This is a genomic window from Streptomyces soli, from assembly GCF_003999195.1.
Lineage (GTDB): Bacteria > Actinomycetota > Actinomycetes > Streptomycetales > Streptomycetaceae > Actinacidiphila > Actinacidiphila soli.
In genome coordinates, this window is the sequence record NZ_RJVR01000338.1 from 26199 (window position 1) to 42765 (window position 16567).

At 71.8% G+C, this 16567-nt stretch carries 16 protein-coding genes; 11 read left to right on the forward strand and 5 right to left on the reverse strand.

Features of this window, described 5'->3' with window-relative positions:
* Positions 1-99: 99 nt before the first annotated feature.
* The gene (locus EFK10_RS41055; RefSeq protein WP_127360746.1) at positions 100-1422 is read left to right on the forward strand and encodes a hemolysin family protein; all 1323 of its coding nucleotides are present in this window, start codon (positions 100-102) and stop codon (positions 1420-1422) included.
* Positions 1419-2486: a hemolysin family protein gene (locus EFK10_RS41060; RefSeq protein WP_127360747.1), complete on the forward strand. Its 1068-nt coding sequence runs from the start codon at positions 1419-1421 to the stop codon at positions 2484-2486. Before EFK10_RS41055 ends, EFK10_RS41060 begins: the two co-directional genes overlap by 4 nt.
* 197 nt (positions 2487-2683) lie before the next feature.
* Here the strand turns inward: EFK10_RS41060 and EFK10_RS41065 are convergent, their stop codons facing one another.
* Together EFK10_RS41065 and EFK10_RS41070 are read right to left on the reverse strand one after the other, a co-directional pair.
* Positions 2684-4567 carry an AAA family ATPase gene (locus EFK10_RS41065; RefSeq protein WP_127360748.1) on the reverse strand — a complete coding sequence of 628 codons (1884 nt, stop codon included), beginning with the start codon at positions 4565-4567 and terminating at the stop codon, positions 2684-2686.
* Between the two features lie 417 nt (positions 4568-4984).
* Entirely contained in the window at positions 4985-5563 is a 579-nt protein-coding gene (locus EFK10_RS41070; RefSeq protein ID WP_127360749.1) for a uridine kinase family protein, read from the reverse strand.
* A gap of 34 nt (positions 5564-5597) precedes the next feature.
* On the opposite strand from EFK10_RS41070, the gene EFK10_RS41075 reads away from it, so the two are divergent.
* Positions 5598-6728 carry a M24 family metallopeptidase gene (locus EFK10_RS41075; protein ID WP_206305796.1) on the forward strand — a complete coding sequence of 377 codons (1131 nt, stop codon included), beginning with the start codon at positions 5598-5600 and terminating at the stop codon, positions 6726-6728.
* Here the strand turns inward: EFK10_RS41075 and EFK10_RS41080 are convergent.
* Positions 6725-7720 (reverse strand): DUF3048 domain-containing protein, encoded by a 996-nt coding sequence (locus tag EFK10_RS41080; RefSeq protein WP_127360751.1) that lies wholly within the window; start codon positions 7718-7720, stop codon positions 6725-6727. The two genes, EFK10_RS41075 and EFK10_RS41080, sit on opposite strands and share 4 nt — an antisense overlap.
* Positions 7721-7804: 84 nt before the next feature.
* Here EFK10_RS41080 and EFK10_RS41085 point away from each other — a divergent pair, with 84 nt between their 5' ends.
* On the forward strand, positions 7805-8383 hold the full coding sequence (locus tag EFK10_RS41085) for a transglutaminase-like domain-containing protein (RefSeq protein ID WP_127360752.1): 579 nt from the start codon (positions 7805-7807) through the stop codon (positions 8381-8383).
* Positions 8384-8399: 16 nt separating this feature from the next.
* Positions 8400-9095: a B3/B4 domain-containing protein gene (locus EFK10_RS41090; protein ID WP_127360753.1), complete on the forward strand. Its 696-nt coding sequence runs from the start codon at positions 8400-8402 to the stop codon at positions 9093-9095.
* Here the strand turns inward: EFK10_RS41090 and EFK10_RS41095 are convergent.
* A complete protein-coding gene (locus tag EFK10_RS41095) occupies positions 9089-9826 on the reverse strand; it encodes a lysophospholipid acyltransferase family protein (RefSeq protein ID WP_127360754.1) in 738 nt (245 codons plus the stop codon). The genes EFK10_RS41090 and EFK10_RS41095 overlap by 7 nt on opposite strands.
* Before the next feature lie 164 nt (positions 9827-9990).
* Complete coding sequence (locus EFK10_RS41100) at positions 9991-10404, reverse strand: DUF4395 domain-containing protein (protein WP_127360755.1); 414 nt, start codon at positions 10402-10404, stop codon at positions 9991-9993.
* A 92-nt stretch (positions 10405-10496) separates the two neighbouring features.
* Here EFK10_RS41100 and EFK10_RS41105 point away from each other — a divergent pair, with 92 nt between their 5' ends.
* The 6 genes from EFK10_RS41105 to EFK10_RS41130 all read left to right on the forward strand — a co-directional run bounded on the left by EFK10_RS41105 (position 10497) and on the right by EFK10_RS41130 (position 16562).
* Entirely contained in the window at positions 10497-10910 is a 414-nt protein-coding gene (locus EFK10_RS41105; RefSeq protein ID WP_127360756.1) for a thioredoxin family protein, read from the forward strand.
* A 208-nt stretch (positions 10911-11118) separates the two neighbouring features.
* Positions 11119-11625 carry a flavin reductase family protein gene (locus tag EFK10_RS41110; RefSeq protein WP_127360757.1) on the forward strand — a complete coding sequence of 169 codons (507 nt, stop codon included), beginning with the start codon at positions 11119-11121 and terminating at the stop codon, positions 11623-11625.
* A gap of 195 nt (positions 11626-11820) precedes the next feature.
* Entirely contained in the window at positions 11821-12606 is a 786-nt protein-coding gene (locus EFK10_RS41115; RefSeq protein ID WP_127360758.1) for an electron transfer flavoprotein subunit beta/FixA family protein, read from the forward strand.
* Positions 12607-12824: 218 nt separating this feature from the next.
* Positions 12825-13787 (forward strand): electron transfer flavoprotein subunit alpha/FixB family protein, encoded by a 963-nt coding sequence (locus EFK10_RS41120; RefSeq protein ID WP_127360759.1) that lies wholly within the window; start codon positions 12825-12827, stop codon positions 13785-13787.
* Positions 13788-13889: 102 nt separating this feature from the next.
* Positions 13890-15218, forward strand: a complete 1329-nt coding sequence (locus EFK10_RS41125) for a hypothetical protein (RefSeq protein ID WP_127360760.1) — start codon at positions 13890-13892, stop codon at positions 15216-15218.
* 63 nt (positions 15219-15281) lie between these two features.
* Positions 15282-16562: a DUF6986 family protein gene (locus tag EFK10_RS41130; RefSeq protein ID WP_127360761.1), complete on the forward strand. Its 1281-nt coding sequence runs from the start codon at positions 15282-15284 to the stop codon at positions 16560-16562.
* Positions 16563-16567 lie beyond the last annotated feature (5 nt).

The following is a 16567-nucleotide window of genomic DNA, read 5'->3' on the forward strand; positions in this document are numbered from 1 at the left end:
CGGCCCGTAACGACCCAAGGAGTGACAACCAAGTTCGATGGACGGACCGTCCGGTAGTACCTGCGCCGCCGCATTCTTCCGACATCCCGGAGCGGTGGCATGAGCACCTCGTTGCTGCTCCTCGCGGCAGCCTTTGTCCTGATCCTCGCGAACGGCTTCTTCGTCGCCGCCGAATTCGGCCTGGTGACCGTGGAGCGGCCCGCCGCGGAACGCGCCGCCGCCGAGGGCGACCGCCGGGCCCGCAGTGTGGTCGCGGCCCTGCGCAAGCTGTCCTTCCAGCTCTCCGGCACCCAGCTCGGCATCACCATCACCTCGCTGGTGGTGGGCATGCTCGCCGAGCCGGCCCTCGCCGACCTCCTCACCGGCCCCTTCACCGCGATCGGCATCCCCGAGGGCGCGGCACCCACGATCGCCGTCGTCGTCGGCATGATGCTCGCCTCGGCCGTCCAGATGGTCATCGGTGAGCTCGTCCCCAAGAACTGGGCCGTCTCCCGGCCGCTCCAGGTGGCCCGTATGGTGGCCGGCCCGCAGCGGGTCTTCTCCGCGGTCTTCCGGCCCGTCATCGAATTCCTCAACACCGCCGCCAACCGGCTGGTCCGCGCCCTCGGCGTGGAACCCGCCGACGAGCTGGGCTCGGCCCGTACACCCACCGAGCTGGTCTCGCTGGCCCGGCACTCGGCCCGGGCCGGGGTCATCGAGCAGGACACGGCCGATCTGTTCGTACGGACCCTGTCGCTCGGCGACCTCACCGCCGAGAACGTGATGACGCCGCGCGTACGGGTCAGCGCCCTGGAGGACACCGCAACGGCCGCCGACGTCCTCAACCTCACCCGGGCGACCGGGCTGTCCCGCTTCCCCGTCTACCGGGAGCGGCTCGACGACACGATAGGCATCGTCAGCCTCAAGGACGCACTGGCCGTGCCCGCGCACCTGCGGGACCGGACGCCCGCCGGGCGGATCGCGGTCGCGCCGCTGCTCGTCCCCGAGACGCTGCCGGTGCAGCAGCTCCTGGAGCGGCTGCGCAGCCAGCAGCCGATCGCCGTCGTCGTCGACGAGTACGGCGGCACGGCAGGGGTCGTCACCCTCGAGGACATCGTCGAGGAGCTCGTCGGCGAGGTCCGCGACGAGCACGACACCGCCGACATCCCCGAGCTCGCGCCCGTCCCCGACGCCCCCGGCCGCTCCGCCGCCTGGGACGCCGACGGGGCCTGCCGGGTCGACTCGCTCGCCCGGATCGGCCTGCAGGCCCCCGAGGGCCCGTACGAGACCGTCGCCGGGCTGGTCGCCGACCTGCTCGGCCGGATCCCCGCCCCCGGCGACACGGTTCGGCTGCCGGGCTGGGAGCTGCGGGTGCGGGATGTCGACCATCACCGTGCCGAAAGGGTTCGCCTGGTCCGTGCCGGGGAGGTGGCTGAGCGATGAACGTTCTTCAGTTGTTCTTCGCGGCGCTGCTGGTGCTGGCCAACGGCTTCTTCGTCGGCGCCGAGTTCGCCCTGGTCTCCGTACGCCGTAGCCAGATCGAACCGCTGGCCGTCAAGCACCGGCGGGCCCGCACGGTCCTGCACGGCCTGGAGAATCTGCCGCAGATGATGGCAGCAGCCCAGTTCGGCATCACCGTCTGCTCGCTGACGCTGGGCGCGGTCGCCGAGCCGACGGTGGCACATCTGCTGGAGCCGGTCTTCCAGACCGTCCATCTGCCGGACGAGCTGGTCCATCCGGCGGGCTATGTCATCGCCCTCGCGGTCGTGGTCTTCTTCCACCTCGTGATCGGCGAGATGGTTCCGAAGAACCTGGCGATGGCCGCGCCCGAGAAGACCGCGATGTGGCTCAGCCCGGGGCTGGTGGGCTTCGCCCGGGTCTTCCGGCCCGTCATCGCCGTGCTCGGCGCGTGCGCGAAGCTCGTGCTGCGGCTGTTCCGGGTCGAGCCCAAGGACGAGGTCGACTCGGTCTTCACCAGCGAGGAGCTGACCCTTCTGGTCGAGGACGCCCGGCAGGCCGGACTCCTCGACGACGGCGCGCAGGAACGGCTGGAGGACGCCCTTGAGCTGGGCAGTCGCCCGGTCACGGAGGTCCTGCTCCGGCCGGCCGAACTGGTCACGGTGGACGCCTCCGTCACCCCGCGCCGGGTGGAGGAGCTGACGGTGAGCACCGGTTACTCCCGCTTCCCCGTCGCCGGGGCCGACGGCGCCTACCTCGGCTACCTCCACGTCAAGGACGTCCTCGACCTCGAGGACACCGAGCGTCCCGTCCCGGCCCGGCTCTTCCGGCCCATGGCCACCCTCCGCGCCGAGCTCCCGCTCGACGACGCCCTCACCCAGATGCGGCGCGCCGCGTCCCATCTCGCGGCCGTCTCCGACGCGACCGGCCGAGTCCTCGGCCTCGTCGCCCTCGAAGACGTCCTCGAAATGCTCGTCGGCGAAGTCCGCGACCCCTCCCATCGCGTCGCGGCTGCGCCGCCGTCACCGCCCCGGGCCCTGGCGGGGTAGCCGGGTAACTTCCCCCACCCCGCCCCTTCCCGAAACCGGGGGGCTTTCCCCCAAACCTTCGTTTGGGTGGGGGTCCTCCCCCAGCCTTCGGCCGGGGGGACCCCCACCCAGCGTCCAGGCTGGGGGAGGCCGGCACAACCCGGCCACGGATCCGCACCCGACGACGCACGGCCGGGGTCCAGGGGCAGCGTCCCTGGTCAGTCCGTCGGCTCCGGCGGGGGGAGGCCGGGGCCGCGGCCTGAGAGGACTTCGCCGTAGGCCTGCATCAAATCGGGCAGGCGCAGCGTGGAGAGGTCGTCACGGCTCGGGGGACCGGCGTAGCCGGACAGCCGCAGGTCCCGGTAAGCGCAGCTCTTCTCGTACAGGGTCCGCAAAAAGCGGCCGTTCCCGAGCTCGTCGATCCAGCCCTGGTCGACGACGTGGCCGGAGATGGCCAGAAGTTCCTCGAGCGCCTCGTCGTCCCAGCGGTCGCCGTTGTCCGCGGCGAGGACGCCGCCGATGCTGGTGAGCTCCAGCGGCCGGTAGCTGGGAAAGTCGACGCGGGTGGTGAAGCGGGAGCTGAGGCCGGGGTTCGCGGCGAGGAGGCGGTCCATGCCCTCGGGGTAGCCGGCGAGGATGACGACGAGGCGGTCGCGGTTGTCCTCGGCGCGTTTCAGCAGCACCTGGAGGGCCTCGTCGCCGTACGCATCGCCCTTGCTGTAGCCGGAGTTGGAGAGCGCGTACGCCTCGTCGACGAAGAGGACGCCGCCGAGCGCGGAGTCGATCAGCTCGTTGGCCTTGACGGCGGTCTGGCCCAGGAACTCGCCGACCAGGTCGGAGCGTTGGGCCTCGACTAGGTGGTCGCCGCCGAGCAGGCCGAGGGCGTAGAAGACCCGGCCGAGGATGCGGGCCACCGTTGTCTTGCCGGTCCCGGAGGGGCCGGAGAAGACGAAGTGCCGCTTGGGCGGCTGGACGGGCAGGCCCTGGTGGGCGCGGAGCCGGGCCATCCGGAGCTGGGCGGACAGGGCGCGAACCTGGCGCTTGACAGGTTCGAGGCCGACCATGCGGTCGAGTTCGGCCAGCGCCTCGGTGAGCAGGACCGGGTCGGGGGCGGATACCGGGACGTCGGGCGCTATGGGGGTGACGGGGAGGACGGCCCGGTCGCGGACGTTGTCGTCGAAGGGGCCTGAACCGGTGAGCGGGTCGTCGAGGAACTGCCCCGGCGCCGCGGTGCCGGGCGGCGGCGGCACGGGATCAGGGTCGGCGAGGGCGTCGGGGACCAGCTGGCCGAGGCCTGCCGCGGTGACGGCGGCGAGGTCGGCACCCTCGTCGCCGAGGTCGTCGGTGTCGTTGATCGCGGCGAGCCGGGCGGCGGTGTCCATGAAGGACGCGTCGACCCGGTGGACCGCCCGGTACAGCGGCAGCGCGGCGGCCGTACGCCCGGTGCCCTCGTAGGCGCGGGCCAGCCAGTAGCGCAGCTCCTTGCGCTGCGGCTGCTCGCTGCGGCACCGCATCAGCGCGGCGGCCAGCAGCGGCTCGGCCTGCCCGCACAGCTCCATACGGACCCGGGCCATGCCGCCGAAGAGACCGGCCTCGATGCCGAGCACCGGATCGCCGAGCAGCGGCTCGGTGTGCCGGACCAACTGCTCCCAGTCCTTGACCAGATAGGCGCGGCAGGCGTGGAGGAAGCGCACCTGTGGATCGGTGTCGATGGGCGGGCACTCCGCCAACGCCCGGTCCAGCTCGGCGACATGCCGGCCGTCGAGCCAGTGCGAGGCGTGCGCGAGCAGCAGGTCCCGTTCGGTCTCCAGAACCGGCTGCACCCACCAGCCCAGCCAGAACCAGGAGTTCATGGATCGGCGGTGGCGGTTGCGCTGCTCCCCGAAACGGTCCCGGTGCCGGTACATCTGCAGCAGCGCGGTGGAGGTGTCGGCGCGCAGCGCGTGCAGGCCGAGCCAGGCATCGGCCATGCCCGGATCGTGCCGGACCGCGGTGCGGAACTCCTCCTCGGCGTGCGGATAGGCGCCGACAGTGTAGGCGTCGACCGCGCGCGACCAGGCCAGGTCGGCGGGGGAACCAGAGCGTTCCGTACCGAAGTCCATCAGGTCCCCACCAACCGTTCCCCCATGGCCGTCGCGCTGTCAGCCTGCCCCAACCAGCCCCCCGAGAGCGGGAGTTGGTGCATGGTGTGCCGTACACATATACCTGCGACCGCGCCCCGTTCGCATGGTACCCGGGCGACCGGCCGCGCCGAAGAGTGGTAGGTGCGGTGACACTGTGTAAGGAAAACAGCCCGCAAGAAGCCCATTTGTCCATCACCGGACAGAACGAAGCCCCCGGTCACGGGGGAACAACCGGGGGCTTCGCGTCAGGGGCGGCGGTCGTTTCCGACCGCGCATTCAGAACGTAAGTCCTGTACGGTCCCTGGGTCAAGCCACCTTGAAGCACCGACCTGGAGCCTCTATGGGGCCACAGCGGACCGGCTGCGGACGGTCACGCTCGGTGACGCCACAGACGTTTCAAGGCAGTCCCACCGACATCGTGTGCACCTCGTATCCGTCCGGTCGCTGCTTCACCAGCAGGTCCGCGAAAGGTCGTGACGGGTCCGTGGCGAAGTGCGCTTCCTGCGCCCGCATCCAGCCGCTCCAGAAACCGGCCAGGTCCGGGCCGTCGCGCAGTTCCCCGCGCGCCCGGGCCGTGTCCCGGGCTACGTCGAGCCAGAGCAGCCGGGCCAGCCAGGGGCGAAGTGCGCGGCGGCCCGCGCCGACGCCCTCCAACAGCACGACCGGGGCAGGGGGGATGACGGCGAGGCCGTCGAAGCGGCGGGCGGTCCAGTCGTAAACGCGGTGCCGGGCCGTGGCGCCCTCGCGCAACGGTTCCAGGACCTCGTCCCGCAGCCGGCCGGTCCAGCCGAACAGCTCGTCGTGCGTGGCGAGATCGTCCAGATGCACGACGGGCGCGCCGGCCAGGGCCCGCGACAGCGCGCCCGCGAACGTCGTCTTGCCGGCCCCCGCATGGCCGTCGACCGCCACCAGCCGCACCGGGCCGCACGAAGGCGGCAGCGCGCGCAACCGCTGCGCCAGCTCCTCCAGATCCATCGCGGCCCAGCGTACGACGCGTACGGTGAGGCTTATGACCGACTCCGACTCCGCCGCCCCGCTCTACCCCGCCGAGCGGCTCGAACTCGCCCGCAAGGCCGCCGCCGGCGCGGGCCTGGACGCCCTCCTCATCGCCCCCGGCGCCGATCTGCGCTACCTCACCGGCTACCGCGCCCACCTCACCGAGCGCCTCGTCTGCCTGGCCGTCCCGGTGCTGGGCGAGCCGTTCCTGGTGGTGCCCGAGCTGGAGAAGCCCGGGGCGGAGAGGTCGCCGCTGGGCGCGCTCGGCATCGACATCGTCGGCTGGGGCGAGACCGACGACCCGTTCGCGCTCGTCGCCGGCCGGCTTCCCGGCGGCGTGGAGCGGGTCGCCGTCGACAACCACATGTGGGCCGAGAAGGTCCTCGCCTTCCGCGCCGCCCTGCCCCGGGCCGAGCAGAGCCTGGCCGGCCAGGTGCTGCTGGAGCTGCGCATGCGCAAGACCCCCGCCGAGATCGAGGCCCTGCGCCGCGCCGGGGCCGCCATCGACCGCGTACACCGCCGCATCGGCGAGTGGGTCCGGGCCGGCCGCACTGAACGCGAGGCCGCCCGCGACATCGCCGATGCCATCATCCAGGCCGGTCACACGACCGTGGACTTCGTCATCGTCGGCTCCGGCCCCAACGGCGCCAGCCCGCACCACGAGGTCTCCGACCGGGTCATCCGCTCCGGCGACCCGGTCGTCGTCGACATCGGCGGCACGACGGACGACGGCTACTGCTCGGACTCCACGCGTACGTACGCCGTCGGCGAGCCGCCCGCCGAGTTCCGCGAGCTGTACGAGGTGCTGCAGCGCGCCCAGAGCGCCCAGATCGAGGCGATCCGCCCCGGCATCACCGCCGAGCAACTGGACGCCGTCGGCCGCGACATCATCACCGCCGCCGGATACGGCCAGCACTTCATCCACCGCACCGGGCACGGCATCGGCCTGGAGACCCACGAGGAGCCCTACATCGTCTCCGGCAGCGCCCGCCCCCTGGAGCCCGGCATGGCCTTCTCCGTCGAGCCCGGCATCTACCTCCCCAGCCGCTTCGGCGCCCGTATCGAGGACATCGCGGTCTGCACGGCGCAAGGCGGCGAGCGGCTCAACCTGACGGCGCGGGATCTGGTGGTCCTGCCGGGCTAGCCGGGCTTCGGGGCCAGGACGACCCACACCTGGCCCTGCGCGAAGCGCAGCGGTTGGCCGTTCGTCGTGGTGAAGGTCGTGCCGCCCGTGGCCGAGGGCCGCGACCAGTTGCCGTCGTACGCACGGCCGCCGCGGAGCACCACCGCGCGGCCGGAGCCCACGGTCTCGCTGTACGGCGACGAGTTGCCCCACCGGTCGTGGTACCCGGAGGCCCGTACGGTCACGTACTGGATGACGACCGTCGGCGGCCCCAACTGACCGCCTTCCGTGGCGGTCTCGGGGCGGCCGTCGAAGGACACCAGCCAGCGCGACTGCTGAGCGGACCAGTGAGAGGCGACGCGGGCCGAGGGGAAGCGCACCGTCTTGTCCGTGGTCGGCGTGCCGGAGGCCGGGGCGGGGCCGAAGCGGAAGCCGATGTCGTGGGAGGTTGAGGCGGACGGGGCGGCGGCCAGGAGCTTGGCGGGGGCGGCGTAGAGGTTGTGCGGGGCCTGGCGGGCGGAGTCGCGGGTGTACGCCTGCGGGGCGTGGGCGGGGGAGACGTCGTCGACGGCGGCGTGGGCGATGACGGGGAGCAGCTTGCTCTGGGCGCCGGAGTAGGCCAGCGCGGGGCGGCCGAACTGGCGCAGGAACTCGAGGTCGGACTCGCGGGCGCTGCGCACCGGGCCGACCCGGGGCGGGAGGTGGGAGGAGAAGACGGCGAGGATGCGGCTGAGGCCGGACTCGACCTCCTCGACGTACACCAGGTCGGCCTTGGTCAGGCCGGTGTGCGGGCGCGCGGCCGCCACATTGTCGATCTTCACCGCCAGTACCGGCGAAGGCGCCCGCTGCGGCAGCCCTGTGAAGGGCGAAGTGGCCGCCGTCGGGGAGGTGGTGCCCGAAGGGAGCGGGCTCGCGCCCCGGTCGCGGCCGCGATGGCTGACCATGAGGGCTGCCGCGATCACCACGACGGCCAGGATCGCCGCCCACCTGCTCCAGTGTCTGCCTCCGGCCATGCCAACCGTCCCAGTTGTGCATAGGTATGCGAGACTCAGAAAAAGAATTGCGCCCGGGCTCTACGCCTTCCTAGTATCCTTCACATGGAGCCGAAACCCGAGACCTCCGACCTGACCGTATATCTGGCGGCTGACAAGGTCATCGACCACGACCACCAGCTGGTCCGCGAGACCGCCGCCAAGCTACGCGCAGAGGCGCCTGAACTGCATGACTATGCCAAGGCCGCCTTCGAGTTCGTACGCGACACCATCCAGCACTCCGACGACTCCGGAGACCTGCGGGTCACCTGGCGCGCCTCCGACGTCCTGGAGCAGCGCACCGGCATCTGCTACGCCAAGGCCCACGCCCTGGCGGCCCTGCTGCGCGCGGAGGGCATCCCGACGGGCCTGTGCTACCAGTTCCTCGGGGTGGTCCACGGACTGGTGGCGATCAGGCTCCCTGGATACGACCGCTGGGCCCGGCAGGATCCGCGCGGCAACAAGCCGGGCGTGGACTCGCAGTTCTCGCTCGGCGAGGAGCGGCTGGCCTGGGTGCCGGACCCGGCCGAGGGCGAGTTCGACTTCCCGACGCTGTACGCGGCCACCCCGCCCCCCGTGCTGGAATGCCTCCAGCAGGCCACCGACCGGCCGCACTTGTGGCGGACGCTGCCCACCAAGCTCTGAGACCCGAAGGCCGTTGATGACTCCCACCCTCACCGTCGCCCGCGAAGTACGCGCCCTCGCACCTGGCTTCACCCACCTCGTGGTCGAGGCCCGCGGCCTGGTCAACGGGCCCGGCGACGCCCGCAGTTCGGCGCTCCTCGACGACGCCGCCCGTCGCCTCGCCGACCGTCTGGGCGGCCGCCGGCCGCACGAGGACCCGCACATCGCCGCCTGGCGCGAGGCGTACGCGGCCTTCGGCGCCAAGCCGTCCCGCACCCGCAACTCCGCCGAGGCGCTGGCCAGGCGGGCCCTCGCCGACGGCGGGCTGCCCCGGATCAACCTCCTGGTCGACCTCTACAACGCCATCAGCGTCGCCCACCTCGTCCCCGTCGGGGGCGAGGACACCGACTACATCCAGGGCGGCATGGAGCTCGTACGAGCCCGTGGTGTCGAGAAGTTCGAGACCGTCGCCGGCGGCGAGACGGTCATCGAGCATCCCGAGCCCGGCGAGGCCGTCTGGCAGGACGCGACCGGGGTCACCTGCCGCCGCTGGAACTGGCGGCAGGGCGTACGCACCCGGCTGACCGAGGAGTCGGCCAACGCCCTCTTCCTGCTGGAGCGGCTCAGCCCCATGCCGCTCGACACGCTGCGCGCGGCCGCCGAAGAGCTCGCGGGCGGCCTGCGCATGCTCAGCCCGGGGGCCGAGGTGACGGTGTACGAACCGGCTCAGTGAGCCGCTTCGCGGTCCCGGGCCGCCGCTACCTCCGGGGTGGGCGCGGTGCCGCCGAGGTGGGTGGGCAGCCACCAGGTGTCGTCCGGGCCGCTCGGGCGGCCGGTGTAGGCGCGCTGCGCGTCCTCCAGCAACTCCTGGACGCGCAGCCGCAGGCGGCGGGTGAGCGCGCCCGGCTTCTCGTTCTCCAGCGGGTTCATCTGCTCGCCGACCCGGATGGCGATGGGGGTGCGGCTACGGCCCAGGTTGCGCGGGTGGCCCTTCGTCCACAGCCGCTGGGTGCCCCACAGGGCCACGGGCAGCAGCGGGACACCGGCCTCCATGGCGAGGCGGGCGGCGCCGGACTTGAAGGTCTTGAGCGTGAAGGACTGGGAGATCGTGGCCTCGGGGAAGACGCCGATGATCTCACCGGAGCGCAGCGCGTCCAACGCGTGCGCGTACGCATGCATGCCCTCGGAGCGGTCGACCGGGATGTGCTTCATTCCGCGCATCAGCGGGCCCGAGATCTTGTGCCGGAAGACCGACTCCTTCGCCATGAAGCGCACCAGCCGCTTGGCGGGCAGGACGGTCAGACCGGCAAAGATGAAGTCCAGGTAACCGATGTGGTTGCTCACCAGCAGCGCGCCGCCCTTGCGCGGGACGTTCTCGGTGCCGCCGATGTCGAAGCGGAGCCCCTGCACCTTGAACATGGCGCGGGCGGCACCGATGACAGGCGGGTAAACCAGTTCGGCCATGTCGGGGTCCCTGCTCTCTCTTGGGGATGGTGCCCCGGCGGAAGAAGTTACGCGGCCGTAGATTTACAGGTCGCTGGGTGATCGTGCACCGTAAACGACTGCCGTGTCACCTGGCGTGCCCGACATTGACCGAGATTCTCATCATTTCACGTGACCCGGCTCACTCAGTTCGACGGGGTGACGCGGCGCAGCAGCAGATACATCTCGCATCCCAGGCAGTAGCCGAACGCCGCATTCAGGAAGGCGGCAGCCAGTGCCGCTCCGGTCGCCGCCATGCCCAGCCACTGCGGCCCCGCGAAGTAGCCGATCAGCCCGATCAGGGCGAAGGCCAGCCCCACGGCCTGGGCGAAGCGCGGCGGCGCCGGGTCCTCGGTTTCGGTCGGCGGGCCGAGACGGGGACGTACGACCGTGCGGTAGAGCAGGCCGTACGGTGACTTCTGGACCCCGGCGGCGGCGCCGACGGCGAAGACCAGCGCCTGCACGGCCAGCAGCCAGCCGCTGCCGGTGATCAGGACGACGGCGAGGACGACAGCGGTCAGGGTCGCGGCGAAACGCGGGCCCCGGGCATCGATGTTCATACCGGCATTCTTGCGGATGCCTGGGTAGGAAGAACCCGCGGGAATCATTGCGGTCGGATGAACGCTGCACCGGGTCGGGAGGAAGAGACGAGATGACGGGACTGTTGGTGTGCGTCGTGGTGCTCGCGGCGTCGGGGCTCTTCGGCCTGCTGCACCAGCGACGGCAGGGGAGGATCCGGGTGCGGGCCAAGGACAGCGCCGAGCGGCTGACGGCTGCGGAGATCGGTGGGCCGCTGGGGGAGCGGGCGACGCTCGTGCAGTTCTCCAGCGCCTTCTGCTCGCCGTGCCGGGCGACCCGGCGGACCCTCGGCGAGGTCGCCGAAATGGTCGACGGCGTACGGCATGTGGAGATCGACGCCGAGGCGCACCTGGACCTCGTGCGACGGCTGGCGATCCTCAAGACCCCGACCGTGCTGGTCCTCGACGGCGACGGCGCGGTCGTGCGGCGTGCGGCCGGGCAGCCGCGGAAGGCGGATGTCATCGCGGCACTGGGAGCCGCTGTATGAGGCGTATGACCGCGATCCCATATCCCGGGCCGGTCTTGACGGAGTGCGGACCGGATCGTCAGTCTGACGTTATGTCGCGAGACCCCCTTCTGTACGCACGAGCGGATGTCGACTTCGGCCGGCACGCCAGCGCGCGCTGTCCGGGCCAGTGAGCGCCCCAGACGACAGCGCGCCGCCTCCGGCACCTCCGCTCCAGAAGGACAATTCCATGACTGCCTCGACCGACATCGGCACGACCACCCTCTTCGACTCGGCCACCTTCCGGTCGGTCTTCCGGCGCCACGCCGCCGGCGTCGCCGTCATCACCGCACCGGGCGCCCGCCCGGTCGGCTTCACCGCGACCTCCCTCACCTCCGTTTCGGCGGAACCGCCGCTGCTGTCCTTCGGGATCAGCACTGGGGCCTCCGCCTGGCCCACCGTCTCCGAGGCCCCCTTCGTCGGCATCCACATCCTCGGCGAGCACCAGCAGGACGTCGCCGCGACCTTCGCCCGCAGCGGCGCCGACCGCTTCGGGCCGCAGACGGCGTGGCGTACCGGGGCGCATGGCGTGCCGCTGCTCGACGATGTCTCCGCCTGGCTGGTCGCGCGGGTCGTCGCCCGGATACCCGCCGGCGACCACCGCATCGTTGTGGCCCAGGCGATCGCGGGCGACCCGGAGGGCCCCGGCCGTCCCCTTCTGTACCACCAGGGTGGTTTCAACGCGCTGCGTCACTGAAGTGTCGCCGCGGCGCGGCGTCGGGTAGGTCACAGTTCTGCGCGCTTGCATACGGGGAAGCAACTGGGTGTACTGGCGAGTAATATATCCGTCGGGGCCCGCCACAGCGTCCCCACCGGGAGCCGCAGCCGTAGGCGCCTATGCTGCCTTTCAGAGGGCAGTCGCCGACGAAGCCGATGCAGTAGGAGTGCAGGCGTGAGCTTGAGGATCGTAGTCGCAGTGAAGTACGTGCCCGATGCCACGGGCGACCGCCACTTCGCCGAGGACCTGACCACCGACCGGGACGCGGTCGACGGCCTGCTGTCCGAGCTCGACGAGTACGCGGTCGAGCAGGCCCTGCAGATCGCCGACGCCGCGGACGACGCCGAGATCACCGTGCTGACGGTGGGTCCGGCGGACGCCAAGGACGCGCTGCGCAAGGCGCTGTCCATGGGTGCGGACAAGGCCATCCACGTCGAGGACGACGGCCTGCACGGCACCGACATCATCGGCACCTCGCTGGTGCTGGCCAAGGCGATCGAGCACGCCGGATACGACCTGGTCGTCACCGGTATGGCCTCGACCGACGGCACCGCCGGTGTCGTGCCGGCGCTGCTGGCCGAGCGCCTGGGCATCCCGCAGGTGACCCTGCTGTCCGAGGTCAAGGTCGAGGACGGCAAGGTGACCGGCCGCCGCGACGGCGACGCCGCGAGCGAGACCCTGGAGGCGTCGCTGCCGGCGCTGGTGTCGGTGACCGACCAGTCGGGCGAGGCCCGTTACCCGTCGTTCAAGGGCATCATGGCGGCCAAGAAGAAGCCGGTCGAGGCCCTGGACCTGTCCGACCTGGGCATCGACGAGGCCGAGGTCGGTCTCGAGGGCGCCTGGACCAAGGTCGAGGACGCGACGGCCCGCCCGCCGCGCACCGCCGGCACGATCGTCAAGGACGAGGGCGAGGGCGGCAAGCAGCTCGCGGAGTTCCTGGCAAGCCAGAAGTTCATCTAAGAGATGAGGGCGGGTCGGTAGCTACTCGACCCGCCCAACGGAATCGTCGTGCAGGAGATCGATTCCCGTGACTCCTCCCCAGAGGGGCTTCTCACTCGGCCGCGAGAGCGGCCTCATGACGGACAAGCCCTGCCCGTGTACCAAATGTCACGGGAAAGAGCTTAGCAGTGCAATCGCCTTTCCCGGATGGATCCGGGGAACCCAGCGCAGGAGTAGTAATGGGTGAAGTCCTCGTCTACGTCGACCACGTGGACGGTGCCGTCCGCAAGCCGACCCTTGAACTGCTGACCCTGGCCCGCCGCCTGGGCGAGCCCGTCGCCGTCCACCTCGGTCCGGGCGCCGACACCGCCGCGCCGGTGCTGGCCGAGCACGGCGCGACCCGCGTCCTGACCGCCGACGCGAGCGAGTTCGCCGACTACCTGGTCGTGCCGAAGGTCGACGCGCTCGAAGCCGCCGCCAAGGCCGTCTCGCCGATCGCGGTGCTCGTACCGTCCTCCGGTGAGGGCAAGGAGATCGCGGCCCGCCTGGCGCTGCGGCTCGGCTCCGGCATCATCACCGACGCCGTGGACGTCGAGGCCTCCGACGCGGGCCCGGTGGCCACGCAGTCGGTGTTCGCTGCCGGGTTCACCACCAAGTCCCGGATCAGCAAGGGTGTGCCGGTCATCACCGTCAAGCCCAACTCCGCCCCGGTGGAGTCCGCGCCGGCCGCCGGTGCGGTCGAGCAGCTGGCGGTCGAGTTCGGCGCGCTGGCCACCGGCACCAAGGTCACGGCCCGCACCCCGCGTGAGTCGACCGGGCGTCCGGAGCTGACCGAGGCCGCGATCGTCGTCTCCGGCGGCCGTGGCGTCAACGGCTCCGAGAACTTCCACATCATCGAGGCGCTGGCCGACTCCCTCGGCGCGGCCGTCGGCGCCTCCCGCGCCGCGGTGGACGCCGGCTGGTACCCGCACACCAACCAGGTCGGCCAGACCGGCAAGTCGGTCTCCCCGCAGCTCTACATCGCCAACGGCATCTCCGGCGCCATCCAGCACCGGGCCGGCATGCAGACCTCGAAGACCATCGTGGCGGTCAACAAGGACGCCGAGGCCCCGATCTTCGATTTGGTCGACTACGGCGTCGTCGGCGACCTCTTCCAGGTCGTCCCCCAGCTCACCGAGGAGATCAAGACCCGCAAGGGCTGATCCGGCTCCCCGTGCGACATATGAGACGTACGGCTGCGAAAGGCCTCTGCCCGCGAGGGTGGAGGCCTTTGCCCGCACAGGATCACATGTGAGGATTCGCAGGTGACGAACGAGCCTGCGGGAAGCCGCGGACGGCTGCCGCTCTACACCTGGCTGCCGCGCGCCGCCGAGGTCTGGTCGGACCCCGGCACCGGAAAATCCACCACAGCGCCGCGCTTTGTCCTTGCGATGATCCTGATCGGCGGACAGGTCCTCCTCACCGCCGCCACCCCGGTCTGGGGCGCCGCCGCCTCCCTCGTGTCCGGTGTACTCGCCCTCGCCGCCTGGCCGTTGCGGCGCCGCAGCACGCGGCCGAGCGTCGACAGCGCCTGGGTGGAGCGCGCCAAGACCGCCGTACGTCTCATACGCCCCGTCAAGGACCCGGAGGGCCCGGTCGTGGCGACCGAGGTCGCCGCTCAAGGTGGGACCGTACTCGACCCGGTGCGCTCGGCGGCCGCGCTGCGGGCGGCGGCGAACCTGCTGATGGCAGCTGGATCCGACCCCAAGGTGCTGCAACTCGTGGGCGCCGACGAGCCGGAGGACGAGGAAGACGAGGCACCGGACGAGGAGCGGGGCGAAACCTGGGTCGGGGACTGTCTGCTGGTCCACGACGACAACGCTGCCTTCGTCCTCGAACTCGACTGCTTCGACGACCCGGACGACCCCCACGACGAGGACGAGCGCGAGCGTCAGCGTGCCCTTCTCGCCCGGATCGCCGGGACCTTCGGCGTGACCCCGCCCGCTCTCCCCGGGCGGCCCGGCGCGATCCCGGACGAACTGCGCGTCACCGCCGACGACCTGCGCGCCTTCGCAGACGCCGGGCTCGCGACGGCGCAGCGCCTGGAGCAGCAGTTCGCCACGACGGCCGTGGACGGGCCCTCCGACGTCGCCCTGGACCTGGGCAGGACCCGCGCCTGGCCGTCCCGCGTCGACACGATGTCCGTCACCGCGCTGACCGGCGCCGACCCGGTCCGCATCGCCGCGGTCCTGCGCGGGGATCTGGCAGCCCAGGCTGCCCTCGACCGCGCCCGCGAGCAGCGCGACGAGGACTCCGTACCGCCCCTCACCGACGAGTGGGAGCGGCGCTGGCACCTCTACCTGGAGCGCTACGCCGCCCGGCCGGCCGCCGCTCAGGAGCCGGACGACATGCCTGCGGACCAGTCGCGCTCTCTCACCCCCACGGCCCGTGCCGCGCTGCTCCTGGCCGTCACCGCCGACGGGCCGCTGAGGACCCGTGCGGCCGGTTCGTTCGGTGTGGGAGCCGTGCCCACGACTCGGCGTATCCCCTGGCCACGGCATCGTAGGCTGGCTGTGGCAGGGGACCGGGTGCTGCTCGCGATCACGGTCTATGTCGTGCCGTTCAGCCATCTGTGGGTGGGGACGGTCCGTTGACGGCCGCCCTAGGCGGGCGCTAACTTCACTTCAACGTTTTGTTGAAGTTCTGGAGGGTGGCACATGGCGCAGGGTGACACGGTCGGCACATCGCTGGCGGACGCGATCCGGGTCGACATCGGCGCCTCGCTCGCCGGCGTGGACGCGGAACTCGCCCATCGCTACCCCGGGGACCCCGGCACCCGCCAGCCCGTGCACACCGTCTACGTACCCGCCGACGCCTTCGCCGCCGACACCGTACGCAGCTGGGGTGACCAGGCGCTGGCCGCGCTCGACGAGCACGCCCCGGACGCGGAGACCCTGGCCCGGGTCCTCGGCCTCACCGAGGAACTCGCCGGGCCGGTCCACGACCGCGTACGCGCCAAGCTGGAGCGCGAGCCGATCGAGGACCTCCGCATCGACTTCGAGGACGGCTACGGACCGCGCCCCGACGCCGAGGAGGACGCCGCGGCGCTCGCGGCCGCCCGGATCGTCTCCGCCGCCGTCGCCGACCGGAGCACGCCCCCGTTCGTCGGCATCCGTATGAAGTGCATGGAGGCGGCGGTCCGCGACCGGGGCATCCGCACGCTCGACGTCTTCCTGACCGGGCTCCTCGACGCCGGGGGCCTGCCGGACGGGCTGGTTCTGACCCTGCCGAAGGTGACCTTCCCGCAGCAGGTCAGGGCGATGGTCCGGCTCTGCGAGGAGTTCGAGAAGGCGCGCGGGCTCGCCGGCGGCCGGATCGGCTTCGAGATCCAGATCGAGACCACCCAGTCCATCCTCGGCCCCGACGGCACCGCCACCGTCGCCCGCCTCATCGACGCCGCCGACGGCCGGGCCACCGGGCTGCACTACGGCACCTTCGACTACAGCGCCTCCTGCGGCGTCAGCCCGGCCTACCAGTCCATGGACCACCCCGTCGCCGACCACGCCAAGGCCGTCATGCAGGTCGCCGCCGCCGGTACCGGCGTCCGCCTCTCGGACGGCGCCACCAACGTCCTCCCGGTCGGGCCCACTTCGCAGGTCCACGACGCCTGGCGGCTCCACTACGGACTCGTCCGGCGCTCACTCGCCCGCGCCTACTACCAGGGCTGGGACATGCACCCCGCCCACCTCCCCACCCGCTATGCCGCCGTCTACGCCTTCTACCGGGACGGCTTCGCCGTCGCCGCCGCCCGCCTCGCCGCCTACGTCACCAAGGCCGGCGGCGCCGTCATGGACGAGCCCGCCACCGCCAAGGCCCTCAGCGGCTACCTGCTGCGCGGCCTCGACTCCGGCGCCCTCGACCCCGCCGAAGTCACCGCCGCCAGCGGCCTTGCCCGCCCCGAACTGGACTCCCTGGCCGGCCGCCCGGCATCAGCCTGACGGCC